Here is a 16199-nt window from a genome sequence, read left to right as displayed (position 1 = left end):
TGTCTAACTAATAGTTCTATTATTTGATATAGAGGCTGGCTTGTCAATTCATATGGCGAAAAAAACACTACTTGACAGACCGCCGAATGTCCTATTTCGCATGCCTCATGGGCGAGAGTTTCCGCGACCTTTTTCCTGATGGAAAGAGAGCCCTGTCTTCTCAAAGACAGGGCTCTCTTCGCAGGCTTTATTCGATTAGCGGATCCGCTTTCTCATCATATCCATAGCTTTAACCGGCTTCAGCGTGCGAATGCGCACGTGCTGGAGCGGATGTCTGGCCGCGTCGAGGACATTCCCATCCGAATCCGTAAGCTCCGTCACGGTCTGCTTGAAGAACGTCCCTCCCGGACCAACGAACTCTACCTCTTGACCGGGCTTGAAATGATTGCGCTGCTGTACCGTCGCAAATCCCGAGGATTCGTCGTAGCTTAGCACGACTCCTGCAAAATCATAAGGCGCCGCCTTCTCCTCGGGCCCGTAGATGTGATCCTCCGCTCCCGGCGTATCCAGGAAAAAACCCGTATTAAGCGGGCGGTTCGCCGCTTTGTTCATCTCTTCGATCCACTCCGGCTTTACCTCGTAGTTATCGGGATCCGCGAAATAAGCGTCGATCGCTTGGCGATATACGTTAACGACGGTCGCCACGTAATGAATGCTTTTCATCCGGCCTTCAATCTTGAAGCTGTCCACGCCAACTTCGATGAGCTCCGGCAAATAATCGATCATGCACAGGTCTTTGGAGCCCATCGTAAACTGATCTTCGCCCTGCTCGTTCATCGGCGCGTTATCTTGGAACAGATCGTATTTCCATCTGCATGATTGACAGCAGCCGCCGCGATTGGAATCGCGGTCCGTGAAGTGATTGGACAATACGCATCTGCCCGAGTAGGAGGAGCACATCGCGCCATGAATGAACGCTTCGATTTCGATATCGACGTGTTTTTTGATCTCCTCGATTTCCTCGAAGCTGGTCTCGCGGGCAAGCACCACGCGCGGAAGCCCCTCGTCCTTCCAAAACTTCACGGCCTGCCAATTCATCGTGGACTGCTGCGTGCTGAGATGAACCTCCAGCTTCGGCGCCACGCGCTGCGCCGTCTCGATAATGATCGGGTCCGCCGCGATAATCGCGGAGATGCCGGCCTCTTCGAGATTTCGCAAATAATCCTCCAGCCCGTCGATATCCTCGTTGTGGGCGTATATGTTCGTCGCCACGAATACCTTGGCTCCGTAACGGTTCGCGAACTCGACGCCTTCCTTCATTTCCTCGAAGCTGAAGTTATCGGCATTGGAACGAAGGCCGTACTTCTGTCCGCCGATATACACGGCGTCCGCCCCGTAATGAATCGCGAACTTCAGCTTCTCCAGATTGCCGGCCGGCGCCAGCAGCTCCGGCTTGTCCAGCCGATATCGTTTGCCTTGATAACGCGGTGCCGTTCTAGTGCCTGATGTCATCGCTCACACCTCTGCTTTCCTATCCGTTAATACACTTGTTCCTTATAGAAAAATCCGAAGCTCAGCTCCCGATTTGGGTCTTGCACTTCTCGTATCGGATCCAGCCATTCCTCGCGGAATTCATAAGCTTCCGGATCTGCTAGATAAGCGTCGATCGCTTGCCGATAGGCGCGCACGACTACTTCATTATACTCGATAGATTTCAATATGCCTTCTACTTTCAGACTGTCTGCACAAATTACCAGAAGCTCATGAAGGTTCTCGAGCATGCAAATATCGTCCGAGCTCATAATATGAGTGCCGTTCGCGTCCTCGTAGATCGGAAACCGCTCATTCGGTCTTTCGGCCTCCATTAAATACAATCCTCGGTCCAGTTCGACTTCCCTGCCGGATTGCTCGCGGCCTTGGTGGTCCAAATAGCTGTTGACGAGAGAACGTTTGGAATGATAAATATTCGTCATGCCGTGAACCTGCACTTGAAGCTCCAGCTTGGATTTCGCCTTTATTTCTTCGATCTGCTCCATGTTGATCTCTCTGGCCAGGACGAACCGAGTCGCGCCCCTGCGCGCCCAATATTCGGCCGTCGCATAGTTCGTCGACGTCATCTCGGCGTTCCAATGCAGTCCGATTCCCGGAGCGTGCTCTTTGGCCGCCATAAGCACGGCTGGATCGCCGAACACGATCGCGTCGACCCCCGCTTCGCTTAAGCCCGCGATGTATGCGGGCAGCGACTCAAGCGTTTTGTTATCCATCAGGTTGTTCGCCGCGACGTAGATGCGCACTCCGCGAGGTTTCGCGATCGCAACGGCTTCCTTGATCATATCCAGCTTGAATTCGCCGGCTAGACGCGTACCGTAACGGGCTTCCCCGATAACGAAAGCGTCCGCGCCGGCTTCGATAAGTCTTGTCAGCTCTTCAAGGGAAGAAGCCGTTGCCAGAAGCTCGGGTTTGTAAACCATGATAAATCTCCTTTGCTTATTGTGCGGCTTGCTCGCTCTTCGCGATATTCCGCTGATGCTCCTTGAACGTCTCCGCGAACAGATGCGTTTGCGAGCCGTCCTTCTTCGTTACATAGAACAAGTAATTCGTGTCCGCCGGATACAGCGCGGCTTCGATCGATGCCAGACTCGGGCTCGCGATAGGTCCGGGAGGCAGCCCGTCGATCTTGTAGGTGTTATAAGGGCTGTCGATTTCCAGATCCGACAACGACAGCACTTCCTTCGGCGCATCCAGAGCGTATTGCACGGTCGCGTCGATCTGCAGACGCATCGGCTCTTGCAGCCGATTATAGATGACCCCGGCGACAAGCGCGCGCTCTTCGTCGACTACGACCTCCCGCTCGACGAGGGAAGCGATCGTCAATATTTCGTGCATGGTGCGGCCCGAAGCTTCCAGAGCTGCTTGCCAATCGTCTGGCAAAGCGCCCAGCTTGCGGTCCGTCTCGGTTAGCATACGGATCAGGATGTCTTCCTCCGTGCTGCCTTTTTTCATTTCGTACGTTTCGGGGAACAGGTAGCCTTCAAGCCGTTTGTGAAGCGCCGCGTTCTCCGGGATGCTCCGAACCGTTTCGGCATCTCCCCATGCGCGGCTCGTCTCCGCCAGCTCGAGAAATTTCGTTTTATCTACAATGCCTTCCGCAGCCAGTTTATCGGCGATCTGCAGAACGGTCAGTCCTTCCGGAATCGTGAATTTAATGGTTTCTTCCTTGATCGTGTCGCCCGCGTTCAATTTCGCGATAATCGAGGCATTGTCCATGCCCGGGGACAGCTGGTAGGTGCCGGCTTGAAAGCGCGAGCCTTCGTCCTTCAACTGCAAATAGTAACTAAATACGAATCCGTTTTTAATAATGCCGTTCTCTTCAAGCAAATCCGCAACCGAATTGGCGGACATACCGCGCGTAATGGTAATCTCTTTGGCCTCGCCCTTAGACGTAGGCTGCAAACTGTTCCATACATAGAAACCGGCGCCGCCCGCTACAATGGCCATGATGCCAAGCAGGCTGACCGCAACCCACAAATTGATGAGCCAGCGTCTTGGCCCTTGTTGTTTCCGGCGTTTCCTCTTCTTATTCTGCTTCTGACTCTCCTCAGTCGTATCCAACCTCATCGCACCCTCTTTTACAAAATTCCTTCTGCAAGGTAGTTCAAAAAACCAATTTTGATCACGAGGCCCCCCCTGAAGCTAATTCGACATCGAATCTTGAATTCAGCCGGAACTTCCGGTGCTCACGTAGCTTCCAGCTACGCTCCGCTCCTCACTTCCTAGCTTCATTCAACCTTCTCGGTGCTGAAAACTGGTTTTTTGAACATTCACTTTATACGAATTCCCTATACGATCATATACTCGAAAAAAAGAGCGGTTGCAAGCCGCCCTTTTGGTTCCACTATGAGAATGTCGCGTCCTACGGGCGTTCGTCTCCCGCGAACATCATATCGTCATACGCTTCGGAGGCGTTCTCCCATTCTTCGTCATCCTCGATGGATTCCAGATGCGGTTCCCCGTCCTCCAATCGAATGCGAAGGAATTCGACCTCGTCCTCGGCCCGCATAGCATCGTTCTGAATCGCCGCGTATTGCTTTCCGCCGATTTGGAACTCCGCCTTGATGCGGTAGGATTCCGCCGTGCCGTCCTCGGACACCAGCTCGATCTCGCCGCCGAACAATTCCTGCAGCCTGTTCAGTCTAACCGGCGTTTGCTGTTCCGCGTCTGGCATTAGTCCTGGTCCTCCATCTCGCCGAGAAGCGTGTTGAAGGTTTCTTCGACCATATTCCACTCTTCTTCGTCTTCGATCGTGTATAGCTTGAGATCGTCGCCTTCCTCTTCGTAGCGGAACGCGTAAACCTCGTCTTCCTCTTCATCCGTGCCGATGAGCGGCACGACCATCATATATTTCTGATCCGAACCATCTACCTCGAATTTCATGATGACCTCGAATTCTTCTTCGTTGCCCTCTTCATCCGGAATGTAAATGATTTCCGGCTCTTCGAACTGCATGTCGTCCTTTGTCATCGTTACCCTCACCTTTTCGTATTAGAATCGAGATAATTTTGCAAAATGAGCGCTGCGGCCATTTTGTCTATGACTTGCTTTCGCTTCTTCCGGCTGACGTCCGCTTCCAGGAGCGTTCGCTCGGCAGCTACCGTTGTCAGCCTTTCATCCCAAAGGTGAACTGGTATTTCTAGCTTCTGCCCAATCTGCTCGGCAAATGCGATGCAAATTTCTCCACGCGGGCCGACGGATCCATTCATGTTCTTCGGCAAACCCACTACGATTTCGGAAACCTCGTGCTCTTTGGCAAGCTCCGCGATCCGGTCCAGCTCTCCGCCGTCGCGCCGTTTCTCAACGGTCGTGAGGCCTTGAGCCGTCCATCTGAACGCGTCGCTTACCGCAATGCCGATATTACGGTCCCCGTAATCAATCCCCATAACTCTCATCTCTCGCGTCCGGCTCCCTTACTTTACTGATTCTTGTGCTGCAGATAGAACCGGACAAGCTCTTCGATCAATTCGTCTCGTTCTTTCTTGCGAATTAAACTTCTGGCGTTGTTGTGCCGCGGTATATACGCGGGATCTCCGGACAGCAAATACCCAACGATCTGGTTAATCGGGTTATATTCTTTCTCCAGAAGCGCCTCATGCACCTTCAGCAGAATATCCCCAGAAGAAGTCTCCACCCCCTCCGCCTTCACGTTAAACTTCATTGTTTGGTCCATAGAACTCATCAACAGCACCTCGCTTTCCAAAAACCATCCCTTTAGATATTGCCTAGATTTACTATATCACATTCGCCTTGCCGACAGCCAGTTCTTCCGCAACTTTGAGCGCTTCGTCCAGCTTGGACACGTCTTTGCCGCCTGCTTGGGCCATATCCGGACGGCCGCCGCCGTTGCCGCCGCACAAGATCGCCGCTTCCTTCACGATATTGCCGGCATGGAAGCCTTTCTTCACGAGGTCCGCGGATACCGCCGCAGCCAGGTTCACCTTGTCCTCGCCTGCCGCGCCGAGCACGATCACGCTGGAGCCCAGCTTCGCTTTCAGCTCGTCGACGATGCCGCGAAGAGCTTCCATCGAAGGCGCGCTGACGCGGGCGCTCAGAATCGTCACGTCGCCGACTTTGACCGCCTTCGATTCCAGGGAACCGGCTTCGATGCGGCTGAGCTTCGACTGCAGCGATTCGTTCTCGCGTGCCAGTTCTTTCAGCTGCGCGTTCAGGCTGTCGACCCGCTTCGGCACGTCGGCTACATTCGATTTGAGCGAAGCCGCCGCTTGCTTCAGAAGCTCCATCTGCTCCTCGTAATACGCGTAAGCATGCTTGCCGGTTACGGCCTCGATGCGGCGAACGCCGGAGCCGATGCCGCTCTCGCCCAGCAGCTTGAACAAGCCGATCTGGGACGTGTTGCGGACGTGGCAGCCGCCGCACAGCTCCAGGCTGTAGTCGCCGACTCGCACGACGCGCACGACGTCGCCGTACTTCTCGCCGAACAAGGCCATTGCGCCCATCGCTTTCGCTTCCGTCAGCGATTTATTGGAAATGTCCACATCCGTGCCGAGCCAAATCTGTTCGTTCACGCGGCGTTCAATGTCCGCCAGCTCCTCCGGCGTCACGCTGCCGAAATGCGAGAAGTCGAAGCGAAGGCGCTCGCTCTCGACAAGAGAGCCCGCCTGATTGACATGATCGCCAAGCACTTCCTTCAGCGCTTTGTGCAGCAAGTGGGTTGCCGTATGGTTTTTGATAATATCCTCGCGAGCCGCCTTGTCGATCGCGGCCTTCGCCTTGGCGCCGACGGCAGGCGTACCCGATTCGACAACCGCGTGATGAACGGTCTGGCCGTGTGGCGCTTTTGTTACGTTCTTGACGCGAACGGCGAACGTATCGCCCGTGATAAGTCCCTTGTCGGCAACCTGTCCGCCGCTCTCCGCGTAGAACGGGGTCTGATCCAGCAGCAGCAGGATTTCGTCGCCTTCGTTCGCTTCCTGAGCCAGCTCGTCGCCGAGCACGATTGCCGTAATATGGGACTCTGTTATCCCTTCATTATAGCCAACAAATTCGCTTTTAACCGTGAGCTCGGACAGCGGGCCGCCCTGCACCTTCATGCTGCCGGTATCGCGGCGTCCGCCGCGTCCGCGCTCGCGCTGCAGCTCCATCTCCGCGTCGAAGCCCTGCCGGTCCACGGTCATACTGTGCTCCGCGGCGAAGTCTTCGGTCAGGTCGAACGGGAAGCCGTACGTATCGTAGAGGCGGAACGCGTCCGCTCCGGCGATCTGCTTGCTGCCCGCGCTCTCCGCCGTTGCGACCACGTCGGCCAGCAAAGCCAATCCCTCGGTCAGCGTCTCGTGGAAGCGCTCCTCCTCCGTGCGGATGACGCGCTCGATGAATTCCCGCTTCTCCACCACTTCCGGATAGTAGACGCCCATGACGTCTCCGACGACGGAGGTCAGCTCGTGCAGGAACGGACGGTCCACGCCCAGCTTCTTGCCGTAACGCACCGCGCGGCGCAGCAGCCTGCGGATGATGTAGCCTCTGCCTTCGTTGGACGGCATCACGCCGTCGCCTACGGAGAACACGACCGTGCGGATATGGTCCGCGATCACTTTGAGCGCCACGTCATGCTCTTCGTTCACATGGTAGCGTACGCCAGCGATTTCGCAGGTGCGGTCGATGATCGGACGGAACAAATCGGTATCGAAGTTGGAATCGACGTCCTGAAGAATGGAAGCGAAACGTTCCAGCCCGGCGCCGGTATCGATGTTTTTGTTCGGAAGCGGCGTATAGCTGCCGTCCTTGTTATGGTTGAACTGCGAGAATACGAGGTTCCATACTTCCAGGAAGCGCTCGTTCTCCCCTCCCGGCCAGCATTCCGGATCCGACAGATCGCCGTACTTGTCCCCGCGGTCGTAGAAAATCTCCGTGCAAGGACCGCAAGGGCCTTCGCCGATATCCCAGAAGTTTTCCTCCAGCTTATAGATCCGCTCCGCCGGCAGGCCGATCTTCTCGTTCCAGTAGCGGAATGCTTCCTCGTCCTCCGGATAGACCGTCACCGACAGGCGGTTCGGGTCAAAGCCGATCCATTTCTTGTCGGTCAGGAATTCCCAAGCCCATGTAATAACTTCTTCCTTGAAATAGTCGCCGATCGAGAAGTTGCCCAGCATTTCGAAAAACGTATGATGTCTGCGCGTCTTGCCCACGTTCTCGATATCGTTGGTACGGATGCACTTCTGGGAATTCGCGATGCGCGGATTCTCGGGAACGACGCGGCCGTCGAAATACGGCTTCAGCGGCGCCATGCCGGCGTTGATCCATAGCAATGACGGATCGTTATGCGGGACGAGCGACGCGCTCGGCTCGATGGCATGACCTTTCTCCTCGAAAAATTGCAGCCACTTGGATCTGATTTCGCTTGCTTTCATCTTCGCTATACCTCCTGAATTATGGGCCTAATGACCGATAGGGTTCAAAAAAAACTCTTAGAAATTAAAAAAGCCCCTGTCAATGACAGGGACGAAACGATTTTCGCGGTACCACCCTGGTTATCGCTCGCGCTTCGCGCGGGCAATCTCCTTCGAGGACGATAACGGGTCCAGCCGGTGAAGTTCGTTCACGCTCCGAAAAGAGCTTTCGGCCAATCTTCGCATAAACGCTCTCACAGCCTTCCCGCGCCGAATGCTTGCTCGGCTTGCGAAGGAGCGTTCTCTCTGGATGGCGGGCACTGGCTTACTTCAATTCGTCATCGCTTTTGCACATATTAGAGGTAGTTCAAAAAATCCAATTTTGATCACGAAGCGTTTCAGGGAGCTACTCAACATCGAATATCGAATTCAGCCGGAACTTCCGGTGCTCACGTAGCTCCACTACGCTCCGCTCCTCATTTCCTAGCTTCATCCGATCTTCTCGGTGCTGAAAATTGAATTTTTGATCTTGAACTTAAACATATAGTTCAAATTATATCCATCGCTCCAGAAGCTGTCAAATGATCTTCCTTCTGACGTAATAAGCGAACATGTGCTGAATAATGACCTTGCAGGCCGCGAATATCGGCACCGCCAGAATCATGCCGATGATGCCGGCGATTTCTCCTCCCACGAGCAGCGCGAAGATGATGAGCAGCGGATGCATATGCAGCGTCCGGCCTACGACCTGCGGCGAGATGACGTTGCCTTCGAGGATTTGGCAGGCGGTATTGACGATAGCCACCATCACCATCATTTTCAGCGACACGGTCGAGGCCATAAGCAGTGCCGGAGCGGCGCCAAAGAAAGGCCCCATATACGGAATGACGTTCGTGATGGCCACGATTCCCGCAAGCAGCAGCGCGTAAGGCATGCCGATCAGCAGATAGCCGCAATACGCCAAAATTCCGACGATGAGACAGACGAGAAACTGGCCGCGAATATAGCTTCCAAGCGCATGATCGATATCCTTCATCAGACGGACCGTGTTCTTCCGGTGGGATTTCGGCACGTACGTGATGACCGTCCTCTCGAACACGTCGAAATCCTTCAGAATATAGAAAGCAAGAAACGGGATGATGAACGCAACAAACACCGCGTTCAAGACGTTACCGATATTGTTGACGAAGTCGAAGAGCGCCTCCGACACCCTCTTCTCCATGCCGATGAGCGCTTTGTCCACGCCGTCCCGGAAGCTGTCCGGCAGAAAAGAAGTGTTGTTGATATCCGTCACCAAGTTTTGCGCGCGCATGGACAACTCCGGAATATGCCGATTGAATTCCTGTACCTGTTCGACGAACATCGGGATGATATTCACGAGCAGGACGGTCAATGCCGCGCAGAACACCGCGTAGATGAGCAGCACCGCCACCGTCCGAGGCACCTTCCGCTCGTGAAGCAAGGTTACGATCGGATTTAGCACGTAGGATATGATCATGGCAATAATGAACGGCCCGAGAACGGCCTTCAAAAAATCGTAAATCGTTACGATCAACGGTTTAAGCAGCATCAGAAAGTAGACGGCGATTAGACCGAGTATCAAATAAATAAGCCAAACAAAAAATCGGTTGCCCGTGAACCGTTCCACTCTTTTCACCCCCACAGCAAAGCCTCACTCAATAACGCGGTATATCGACTGTTCTAGTATATGTACAACCTTTGCCAAACATCCTTCCGGCCGAACGAATACGAAATCTTTAAATATAGCGGCACGCTCGTTCCCAAATGTAGTAGATTTTGATAATCGCATCCTGCTATACTATGGCATGTGAAATTATGGAGAATTTTGTAGAAGCAGCAGATTGATAGGATAAGGGGAAATCAACATGAGCGGCCTTCGCAAGAAGAGAAGATTGGCATTCATACGTACGGCAATCTGGACTGCTGTATTATTCATCGCGCTCCAGATAGGAATCAGCCTATATGTGAAGCTGGACACCGTATACCACTTCAGGCTTAATTACAATATGTTCCTGGATAACCAGCAGTCGATCGAGGTCGTCATCGATGAAATCTCGAATACGATCGAGAAGGAGAATTTGCAGGATTATATCATTCTCGTCGGCAATTCCGTCGCGTGGGGCACCAACGAAAAATCCGACCATTCGCTAGGCAAATATATAAACGAATTATCCGGAGAGCAGGTCGTGTTCAATCTATCGGCACCATCCATGCAGCCCGGCGACATCTATACCTTGCTTCTGATGCTCGATCGCAAGGGCATTCGAACGGACAATCTCGTAATCGGCCTCTCTTATTCGGCTTTCGTAGAGAGGGTGAACGGCCCCCGGGCCGTGTTCTGGCTGGGCGATTATTTACGTGAGCTCGATTCCGAAGCCTTCGGCAAGGCCCGCTCGCAGCTCGTCCATAACGGGTACGAATACCGGACGGGATGGGAGTATGCCGAGACCAAATATTTGCACCAGGCGCTAAGCCTCCTTCCCTTGTACCGATATAAGGATGCGATCGTCAGCCATTACGAAGAGCAGAAAGACGGTACCGATCTTCTAGGCGATCCGAGACCGTGGTTTGAAAAAAAATATACCGAAAAGAAGCTGCAGGATCCTCAGTATTTGAACTTCTTCAACCCGAAGCCTTTCGTCATGTCGGAAGAAAACTGGGGCGTGTTCTTTATGAACCGGATCATGGAGCATCAGGAAGGCAAAAAAACTCTGGTCTTTATCAACAGCGCGAACGGCGAGCTGTCCAAAAAGGAAATCGCCAATCCGGGCTACCAAGACAACCTGCGGAAGCTCGAAAGCTATTTCGCCGAGACCGAGGCCATCTATTTGAATCTGCAAGAGTCTATCCCGTCCGACATGTTCACGGATCATGTCCATTTAACAAAGGAAGGCAACCAGAAGCTTGCGCAGCTGTTATGGCAGGCATGGAACGGCGAGGTGAACTAATCGATGCTTTTTAATTCCGTAACGTTTTTTATTTTTTTGGCGGCGGTCGTGGCGCTCTACTACGCTTTTCCGAGGCTGCGGATGTACGTGCTTGCCGTTGCGAACGCGGCGTTCTACGCTTATGCGGGCGTCGGCTATTTCCTTCTGTTTGCCGGTATCGTGGCGATCGTGTACGCGATATCCAAAGGACTTGGCGGCTCGAGAGGCAAGCTTGCTTTGGCGGGCGGACTTGCCGTCGTGCTCGGCAATTTGTTTTTTTTCAAATATACGATCTTTTTAATCGAAAATATCGAACGGGCGCTTGGGATCGAATTCGATTTTGCCGGCACCTTCCTGGACGACAGAATGATCTTGCTGCCGATCGGCATCTCCTTCTATTCCTTCCAGCTCATCGCCTACTTGGTGGACGTATACCGCAAGAAGCTCGAGCCGAGCCGTTCTCTGCTAGAGTTCTGGGTGTTCATCTCGCTGTTCGCGCATTCGGCGGCGGGGCCGATTCTCCGCGGCAACGATTTTCTGCCGCAGCTTCGACGGATCGAGAACGTCTCCTTCATTGACAGGCGGTTTAAGCTCGGAATTGCGTTCCTCCTGCTCGGGCTAACAAAGAAGCTGGTCATCGTCGAGTTTATCGCGCCTTACGTCAACGAATATTTCGGCCGGGCCGGCACGTTGACCGGGGGAGAAGCCTGGACGGCCGCCTATCTCTTCGCTTTCCAGATTTATTTTGATTTCTCGGCCTATAGCGAGATGGCCGTCGGCATCGGTTTTCTGCTCGGCCTCAAGCTGGATCTGAACTTCAAGACGCCGTATTTGAGCGCGAATCCGAACGAGTTCTGGAGAAGATGGCATATTACCCTCTCCCAATGGATCCGCGACTATATCTTTATTCCGTTGGGCGGATCCCGAGTAGCCAACTGGCGCATCTACTGCAATCTCATTGCCGCGATGGCGATTTCCGGCCTGTGGCATGGAGCCGCATGGACGTTTATCCTATGGGGCGTTTATCACGGGGTATTGTCGGCGGGTCATCGATTGTACCGCAGACTGCTTAAGGGCCGCAAGGTCGAAGCGTGGACCGCAACCCGCGTGTATAAGATCGGGGCGGTTATCGTCTTCTTCCACCTCACGGTCGTAGGATGGGTATTCTTCCGCGCAGACGGCATGCAGGAAGCAATGTATATGCTGAAGCAAATGGCGGCCATCCATCATATCCAGCTCACGGAAGAAACCAAAAAGCTTCTGCTCGTCGTTGTCGCGCTGTACGGCTTGCATCTGGCGGAATCATTCATCGTGTCCCGATTCGGCAAATTCATTCAGGCTTGGCGGATTCGGGTACCGTTCGTTGTTCGCGGCGCCGTCTACACCATCATCGCGACCGTCCTGCTGGCCTATCTCTTCAAAGGAGAGAGCAGCAGCTTTATATACTTCCAGTTCTAAACGCAGGTATGAACGCACGCAAAAAAGACGGCCGCCCGGCCGTCTTTCTTCTTGATCCTTATATCCGCAAAGTTAGCGTCGTCAATTCAAATGCACCTGCGTAGGAATTTCGTCCTCGAAAAACAAATCGTCGAGCGAGCTCAGCGTGCCGTCTTCTTCCACTTGGTAGACCGACATCTTATCCCCGTTCACCGTCAGCTCAATAAAGCAGCCCCAGCAATAAAATTGGTGGGAACCGATCTTCCCGATATCTTTCGAATTGCAATTCGGACATCTCATCATACTCATATCATCCATTCTCCCTATCCTCTGAAATTGGAAGCAGCGACAGGCTCCAATTCCGCTTCACTGACAGCAGGAACGATAATCGCGTCTTCCCCGAGCAATACCATTTCCGGATCACTCGGCGCCTTCAGCCATTTACGCCCTTCCATCAGATCCGATATAAATCCGTCAGTAAGCTCATAGCCTACTATTTGTGTACCCTGTAATGGGTAAAAATAAACATCCGACAACAAACCTAACTGCTCGCCATGCACCGTAACGACCGGAATATCCTTAAGTTTCACGATTCCGGTGTAAAACGCGCGCCTTACTTGGCTCCGTTTCATCGGGATAACGGCGTCCTCCCCCGAGATCATGACCGCGTCTTCGCCGCAGCTAAGCACGTCGCTCCAGGCGATAATTCTCGCTTTCGACGCGAACCATTTGGCGAATTCGACGATCAAGCCCTTCAGCCTCCAATGCTCGTCGAACCAGGCGTCCTTCACCGTTCCGATCCGCTTGCCGGTATGAATGACGATGATGGGCAGACCAATAAGCTGCTGCAGTTTCACCACTTTGGAAGTAGCCTCCTAACCTTGGCTCCGAAGCCGATTCACAATATCGGCGACGATGGGAGCCGCGCTCTCAAGCTCTTCCAAAGTATTCCCCAATCCAAAGCTAAATCTTACGGCTGAATCCAGCCGATCCTCCGACAGTCCCATCGCGCTAAGCACGTGGGACTTCTCAAGGGAACCGGACGTGCAAGCGGATCCGCTCGCCGCCGCGATTCCTGCGATATCAAGCTTCATCAGCAGCGTCTCCGTGTGGAGTCCGGGGAAGCTGATGTTCGCGATATGAGGCAAGGTGCTGCGGGAATCACCGTTAACGATGACGTTTCCGCCGGAAATTCCTTCTTGCAGCAGCTCTATCCATCTAGTACGAAGCTTGTCCAAAAAAGGTTGCCTTTTTTTTCGTTCGTTCACACAAATGTCAACAGCTCTCGCGAAACCGGCGATGCCGGCCACGTTCTCCGTGCCCGCCCTGCGCTTGCGCTCCTGGGATCCGCCGTGCAGAAGCGGCTCGAACGGCGTCCCGGACGCGATGTACAGCGCCCCTACGCCTTGCGGCCCGTTTATTTTGTGGGCGGAGAAGCTCATCATATGAACGGGAAGCTCCGAAAGCCGGTATTCGAGATGTCCCAGCGTCTGCACTGCGTCGACATGGAACACGGCTCCGTTCGACTGTACGATTTCGCCGATCGCTTCGATCGGCTGAATCGTTCCGACTTCGTTGTTGCCGTGCATGATGCTGACGACCGCGGTCTCGGGTCTCATCGCCTCTTGCACTTGCTCCGGGCGGACGCGTCCGAGCCCGTCGACCGGCAGGACGGTGAGCGAGAACCCCTCTTGCTCGGCTAGCCATTCGCAGGTATGCAGAACGGCATGATGCTCGGCCGCGGTCGTAATGATATGGTTTTTCCCTTTCTTGCGCTGTTCTCTGGCGGCTCCTATAATCGCGGCGTTGTCGCTCTCCGTCCCGCCCGAGGTGAACAGAAGCTCGCCGGGCTTGCAGCCGACCGCCGCCGAAATAAGATCACGCGCACGGCTGAGCTGCCCTTTGGCGGCGCGGCCATACGCGTGAACGCTGGAGCCGTTGCCGCCCGGCCCTTGCATGAGCTCCACCATCGTCTGGATGACCTCTGGATGCATGGGGGTTGTCGCGGCATGGTCGAAATAGTGTTTCATCATAACCATCAACTCTCATCATAAATTCAAGTTCAAAAAGTCCGATCTTCAGCACCGAGAAGGTTGAATAAAGCTAGGAAATGAGGAGCGGTCCACGTTTTCGAAGAAAACGACTTCGAAAGCATCCGCGTAGCTGGAAGCTACGTGAGCACCGGAAGTTCCGGCTGAATTCAAGATTCGATGATGGATAGGCTCCAAGAGATACTTCGTGATCAAGATTGGACTTTTTGAACTACCTTTAAATGTAGAACATGTAGCTGTCTTTCGTCTCTTCCTCTTTGTACGTGATGAGATTCTCGAGCGTCGTGGAGTCGAGCACCTCGGCTATGCTGTCGCGGATGCGCAGCCATAGATTGCGCTTCGCGGGATCGTCTTCCTCCGTGAAATCGACAGGCGAGATCGGGCCCTCCAGAATACGGATGATATCTCCGGAAGTAATTTCCGCCGGTTCCTTGGATAATATGTATCCGCCGTATGCGCCACGGATGCTCTTCACGAGTCCGGCGTTGCGAAGCGGCGCGACCAGCTGCTCCAAATAATGCTCGGAGAGCTGGTTCCTCTCCGCGATGCTCTTCAATGAAATCGGACCTTCTCCGTACTTCGCCGCTAGTTCCATCATAATAGTAAGGCCGTAACGGCCTTTCGTTGAAATTTTCAAAAGGGCACCTCACTTATAAATCACTGTATTCCCATCATCCTTCTATGTTAACATATACGCCGCGGAACGTGTGCAAAAAGCTTGGCATCTTCATGAAAAACTTTTGCGCGTATGATACAATGATGGGAGTTTCAAAGACTGGATGGTGGGACAAATGAGCAAATCGATTTCCGAAACAAGAGTCGTCGTCGGCATGTCGGGCGGCGTCGATTCCTCCGTCACCGCGCTGCTGCTGAAGCAGCAAGGCTATGACGTCATCGGCATCTTCATGAAGAACTGGGACGATACCGACGAATTCGGCCACTGCACCGCGGAGGAAGACTCCGAGGACGTGCGCCGAGTCTGCGACCAAATCGGCATCCCTTATTATACCGTGAATTTCGAGAAGCAATATTTCGACAAAGTGTTCACGTACTTCCTCGACGAGTACAAGCGCGGCCGCACGCCGAATCCGGATGTCATGTGCAACCGAGAAATCAAGTTCGGGGACTTCCTGAACAAGGCGCTCGAGCTGGACGCCGATTATTTGGCTACGGGGCATTACGCGAGAGTCGAGCGGGACGGCAGCGGGGTAACGAAGCTTCTGAGAGGCGTCGACGCGGGCAAGGACCAGACGTATTTCCTCAGCGCGCTGGGCCAAGAGCAGCTCGCCAAAGCGATGTTCCCGATCGGCCATCTGCCGAAGCCGGAGGTGCGCCGCATCGCGGAGGAAGCCGGACTCCATACCGCCAAGAAGAAGGACAGCACGGGCGTCTGCTTCATCGGGGAGCGCAACTTCAAGGAATTCCTCAGCGGATATTTGCCGGCGCGTCCGGGGGATATGGTCGATATTCGGACCGGCGAGAAGAAAGGCCGCCACGACGGGCTCATGTATTACACGCTCGGTCAACGGCAAGGACTCGGCATCGGCGGCTCCGGAACCGGCTCGGGCGAGCCGTGGTTCGTCGCGGATAAGGATCTGGAGCAGAACATCCTGTACGTCGTGCAGGGCGAAGGTCATCCGAGCCTCTACTCGGAAAGCTTGGTCGCCAGCGGCTTGAATTGGATTCTGCCGGCCGAGGACCGCTCGGGACCGATCAAGTGCATGGCCAAATTCCGTTATCGTCAGCCGGATCAAGGCGTAACCGTAACGATTCAGCCGGACGGCACCGCTCTCGTCGTGTTCGACAAGCCGCAGAAGGCCGTCACGCCGGGACAAGCCGTCGTCTTCTACGACGGCGAGGTCTGTCTCGGCGGAGGCACGATCGATATCGTGAACAAGGTACACGCCGAGACGGCGATTTAACGG

16 protein-coding genes are annotated in these 16199 nt (G+C 54.1%); 3 read left to right on the top strand and 13 right to left on the bottom strand.

What is annotated here, in order from left to right; translation table 11 throughout:
• Positions 1-195 precede the first annotated feature (195 nt).
• The 9 genes from NQZ67_RS13120 to NQZ67_RS13080 all read right to left on the bottom strand — a co-directional run bounded on the left by NQZ67_RS13120 (position 196) and on the right by NQZ67_RS13080 (position 9486).
• On the bottom strand, positions 196-1452 hold the full coding sequence (locus tag NQZ67_RS13120) for a peptidase U32 family protein (protein WP_257446196.1): 1257 nt from the start codon (positions 1450-1452) through the stop codon (positions 196-198).
• A gap of 26 nt (positions 1453-1478) precedes the next feature.
• Positions 1479-2411: a peptidase U32 family protein gene (locus NQZ67_RS13115; protein WP_257446194.1), complete on the bottom strand. Its 933-nt coding sequence runs from the start codon at positions 2409-2411 to the stop codon at positions 1479-1481.
• 16 nt (positions 2412-2427) lie between these two features.
• Complete coding sequence (gene mltG, locus NQZ67_RS13110; RefSeq protein WP_257446191.1) at positions 2428-3558, bottom strand: endolytic transglycosylase MltG; 1131 nt, start codon at positions 3556-3558, stop codon at positions 2428-2430.
• Between the two features lie 295 nt (positions 3559-3853).
• The gene (locus NQZ67_RS13105) at positions 3854-4165 is read right to left on the bottom strand and encodes a DUF1292 domain-containing protein (RefSeq protein WP_257446189.1); all 312 of its coding nucleotides are present in this window, start codon (positions 4163-4165) and stop codon (positions 3854-3856) included.
• On the bottom strand, positions 4165-4461 hold the full coding sequence (locus NQZ67_RS13100; RefSeq protein ID WP_257446185.1) for a DUF1292 domain-containing protein: 297 nt from the start codon (positions 4459-4461) through the stop codon (positions 4165-4167). The genes NQZ67_RS13105 and NQZ67_RS13100 overlap by 1 nt, the downstream gene beginning before the upstream one ends.
• An 8-nt stretch (positions 4462-4469) precedes the next feature.
• On the bottom strand, positions 4470-4886 hold the full coding sequence (gene ruvX / locus NQZ67_RS13095) for a Holliday junction resolvase RuvX (protein ID WP_257446183.1): 417 nt from the start codon (positions 4884-4886) through the stop codon (positions 4470-4472).
• 23 nt (positions 4887-4909) lie between these two features.
• Complete coding sequence (locus tag NQZ67_RS13090) at positions 4910-5173, bottom strand: IreB family regulatory phosphoprotein (RefSeq protein WP_119601942.1); 264 nt, start codon at positions 5171-5173, stop codon at positions 4910-4912.
• A gap of 52 nt (positions 5174-5225) precedes the next feature.
• Positions 5226-7859 carry an alanine--tRNA ligase gene (gene alaS / locus NQZ67_RS13085; protein WP_306812840.1) on the bottom strand — a complete coding sequence of 878 codons (2634 nt, stop codon included), beginning with the start codon at positions 7857-7859 and terminating at the stop codon, positions 5226-5228.
• 556 nt (positions 7860-8415) lie between these two features.
• Positions 8416-9486 carry an AI-2E family transporter gene (locus NQZ67_RS13080; RefSeq protein WP_257446349.1) on the bottom strand — a complete coding sequence of 357 codons (1071 nt, stop codon included), beginning with the start codon at positions 9484-9486 and terminating at the stop codon, positions 8416-8418.
• 238 nt (positions 9487-9724) lie between these two features.
• On the opposite strand from NQZ67_RS13080, the gene NQZ67_RS13075 reads away from it, so the two are divergent.
• Together NQZ67_RS13075 and NQZ67_RS13070 are read left to right on the top strand one after the other, a co-directional pair.
• A complete protein-coding gene (locus NQZ67_RS13075; protein ID WP_257446178.1) occupies positions 9725-10807 on the top strand; it encodes a hypothetical protein in 1083 nt (360 codons plus the stop codon).
• Positions 10808-10810: 3 nt separating this feature from the next.
• A complete protein-coding gene (locus NQZ67_RS13070) occupies positions 10811-12244 on the top strand; it encodes an MBOAT family O-acyltransferase (RefSeq protein ID WP_257446176.1) in 1434 nt (477 codons plus the stop codon).
• Between the two features lie 81 nt (positions 12245-12325).
• Here the strand turns inward: NQZ67_RS13070 and NQZ67_RS13065 are convergent, their stop codons facing one another.
• The 4 genes from NQZ67_RS13065 to cymR all read right to left on the bottom strand — a co-directional run bounded on the left by NQZ67_RS13065 (position 12326) and on the right by cymR (position 14911).
• On the bottom strand, positions 12326-12526 hold the full coding sequence (locus tag NQZ67_RS13065) for a YrzR-like zinc ribbon domain (protein ID WP_257446348.1): 201 nt from the start codon (positions 12524-12526) through the stop codon (positions 12326-12328).
• 20 nt (positions 12527-12546) lie between these two features.
• On the bottom strand, positions 12547-13083 hold the full coding sequence (locus NQZ67_RS13060) for a PRC-barrel domain-containing protein (protein WP_257446174.1): 537 nt from the start codon (positions 13081-13083) through the stop codon (positions 12547-12549).
• A 15-nt stretch (positions 13084-13098) separates the two neighbouring features.
• Positions 13099-14256 carry a cysteine desulfurase family protein gene (locus tag NQZ67_RS13055; RefSeq protein ID WP_257446171.1) on the bottom strand — a complete coding sequence of 386 codons (1158 nt, stop codon included), beginning with the start codon at positions 14254-14256 and terminating at the stop codon, positions 13099-13101.
• A 235-nt stretch (positions 14257-14491) separates the two neighbouring features.
• Positions 14492-14911, bottom strand: coding sequence for a cysteine metabolism transcriptional regulator CymR (gene cymR, locus NQZ67_RS13050; RefSeq protein ID WP_257446169.1), 420 nt, complete (start codon positions 14909-14911; stop codon positions 14492-14494).
• 142 nt (positions 14912-15053) lie between these two features.
• Here cymR and mnmA point away from each other — a divergent pair, with 142 nt between their 5' ends.
• Entirely contained in the window at positions 15054-16196 is a 1143-nt protein-coding gene (gene mnmA, locus NQZ67_RS13045) for a tRNA 2-thiouridine(34) synthase MnmA (protein WP_257446167.1), read from the top strand.
• Positions 16197-16199: the final 3 nt, after the last annotated feature.

Origin of the sequence: Paenibacillus soyae, from assembly GCF_024623455.1 — a bacterium.
In the GTDB taxonomy this organism is placed as follows: Bacteria; Bacillota; Bacilli; order Paenibacillales; family Paenibacillaceae; genus Pristimantibacillus; species Pristimantibacillus soyae.
The sequence above is the reverse complement of the archived record's forward strand: the minus strand, read 5'-3'. Positions and strand labels throughout refer to the sequence as shown.

Coding starts and splice junctions, on each gene's coding strand:
- NQZ67_RS13120 (WP_257446196.1), bottom strand. CDS start 1,452: ATGACATCAGGCACTAGAACGGCACCGCGTTATCAAGGCAAACGATAT.
- NQZ67_RS13115 (WP_257446194.1), bottom strand. CDS start 2,411: ATGGTTTACAAACCCGAGCTTCTGGCAACGGCTTCTTCCCTTGAAGAG.
- mltG (WP_257446191.1), bottom strand. CDS start 3,558: ATGAGGTTGGATACGACTGAGGAGAGTCAGAAGCAGAATAAGAAGAGG.
- NQZ67_RS13105 (WP_257446189.1), bottom strand. CDS start 4,165: ATGCCAGACGCGGAACAGCAAACGCCGGTTAGACTGAACAGGCTGCAG.
- NQZ67_RS13100 (WP_257446185.1), bottom strand. CDS start 4,461: ATGACAAAGGACGACATGCAGTTCGAAGAGCCGGAAATCATTTACATT.
- ruvX (WP_257446183.1), bottom strand. CDS start 4,886: ATGAGAGTTATGGGGATTGATTACGGGGACCGTAATATCGGCATTGCG.
- NQZ67_RS13090 (WP_119601942.1), bottom strand. CDS start 5,173: ATGAGTTCTATGGACCAAACAATGAAGTTTAACGTGAAGGCGGAGGGG.
- alaS (WP_306812840.1), bottom strand. CDS start 7,859: ATGAAAGCAAGCGAAATCAGATCCAAGTGGCTGCAATTTTTCGAGGAG.
- NQZ67_RS13075 (WP_257446178.1), top strand. CDS start 9,725: ATGAGCGGCCTTCGCAAGAAGAGAAGATTGGCATTCATACGTACGGCA.
- NQZ67_RS13070 (WP_257446176.1), top strand. CDS start 10,811: ATGCTTTTTAATTCCGTAACGTTTTTTATTTTTTTGGCGGCGGTCGTG.
- NQZ67_RS13065 (WP_257446348.1), bottom strand. CDS start 12,526: ATGATGAGATGTCCGAATTGCAATTCGAAAGATATCGGGAAGATCGGT.
- NQZ67_RS13055 (WP_257446171.1), bottom strand. CDS start 14,256: ATGATGAAACACTATTTCGACCATGCCGCGACAACCCCCATGCATCCA.
- mnmA (WP_257446167.1), top strand. CDS start 15,054: ATGGTGGGACAAATGAGCAAATCGATTTCCGAAACAAGAGTCGTCGTC.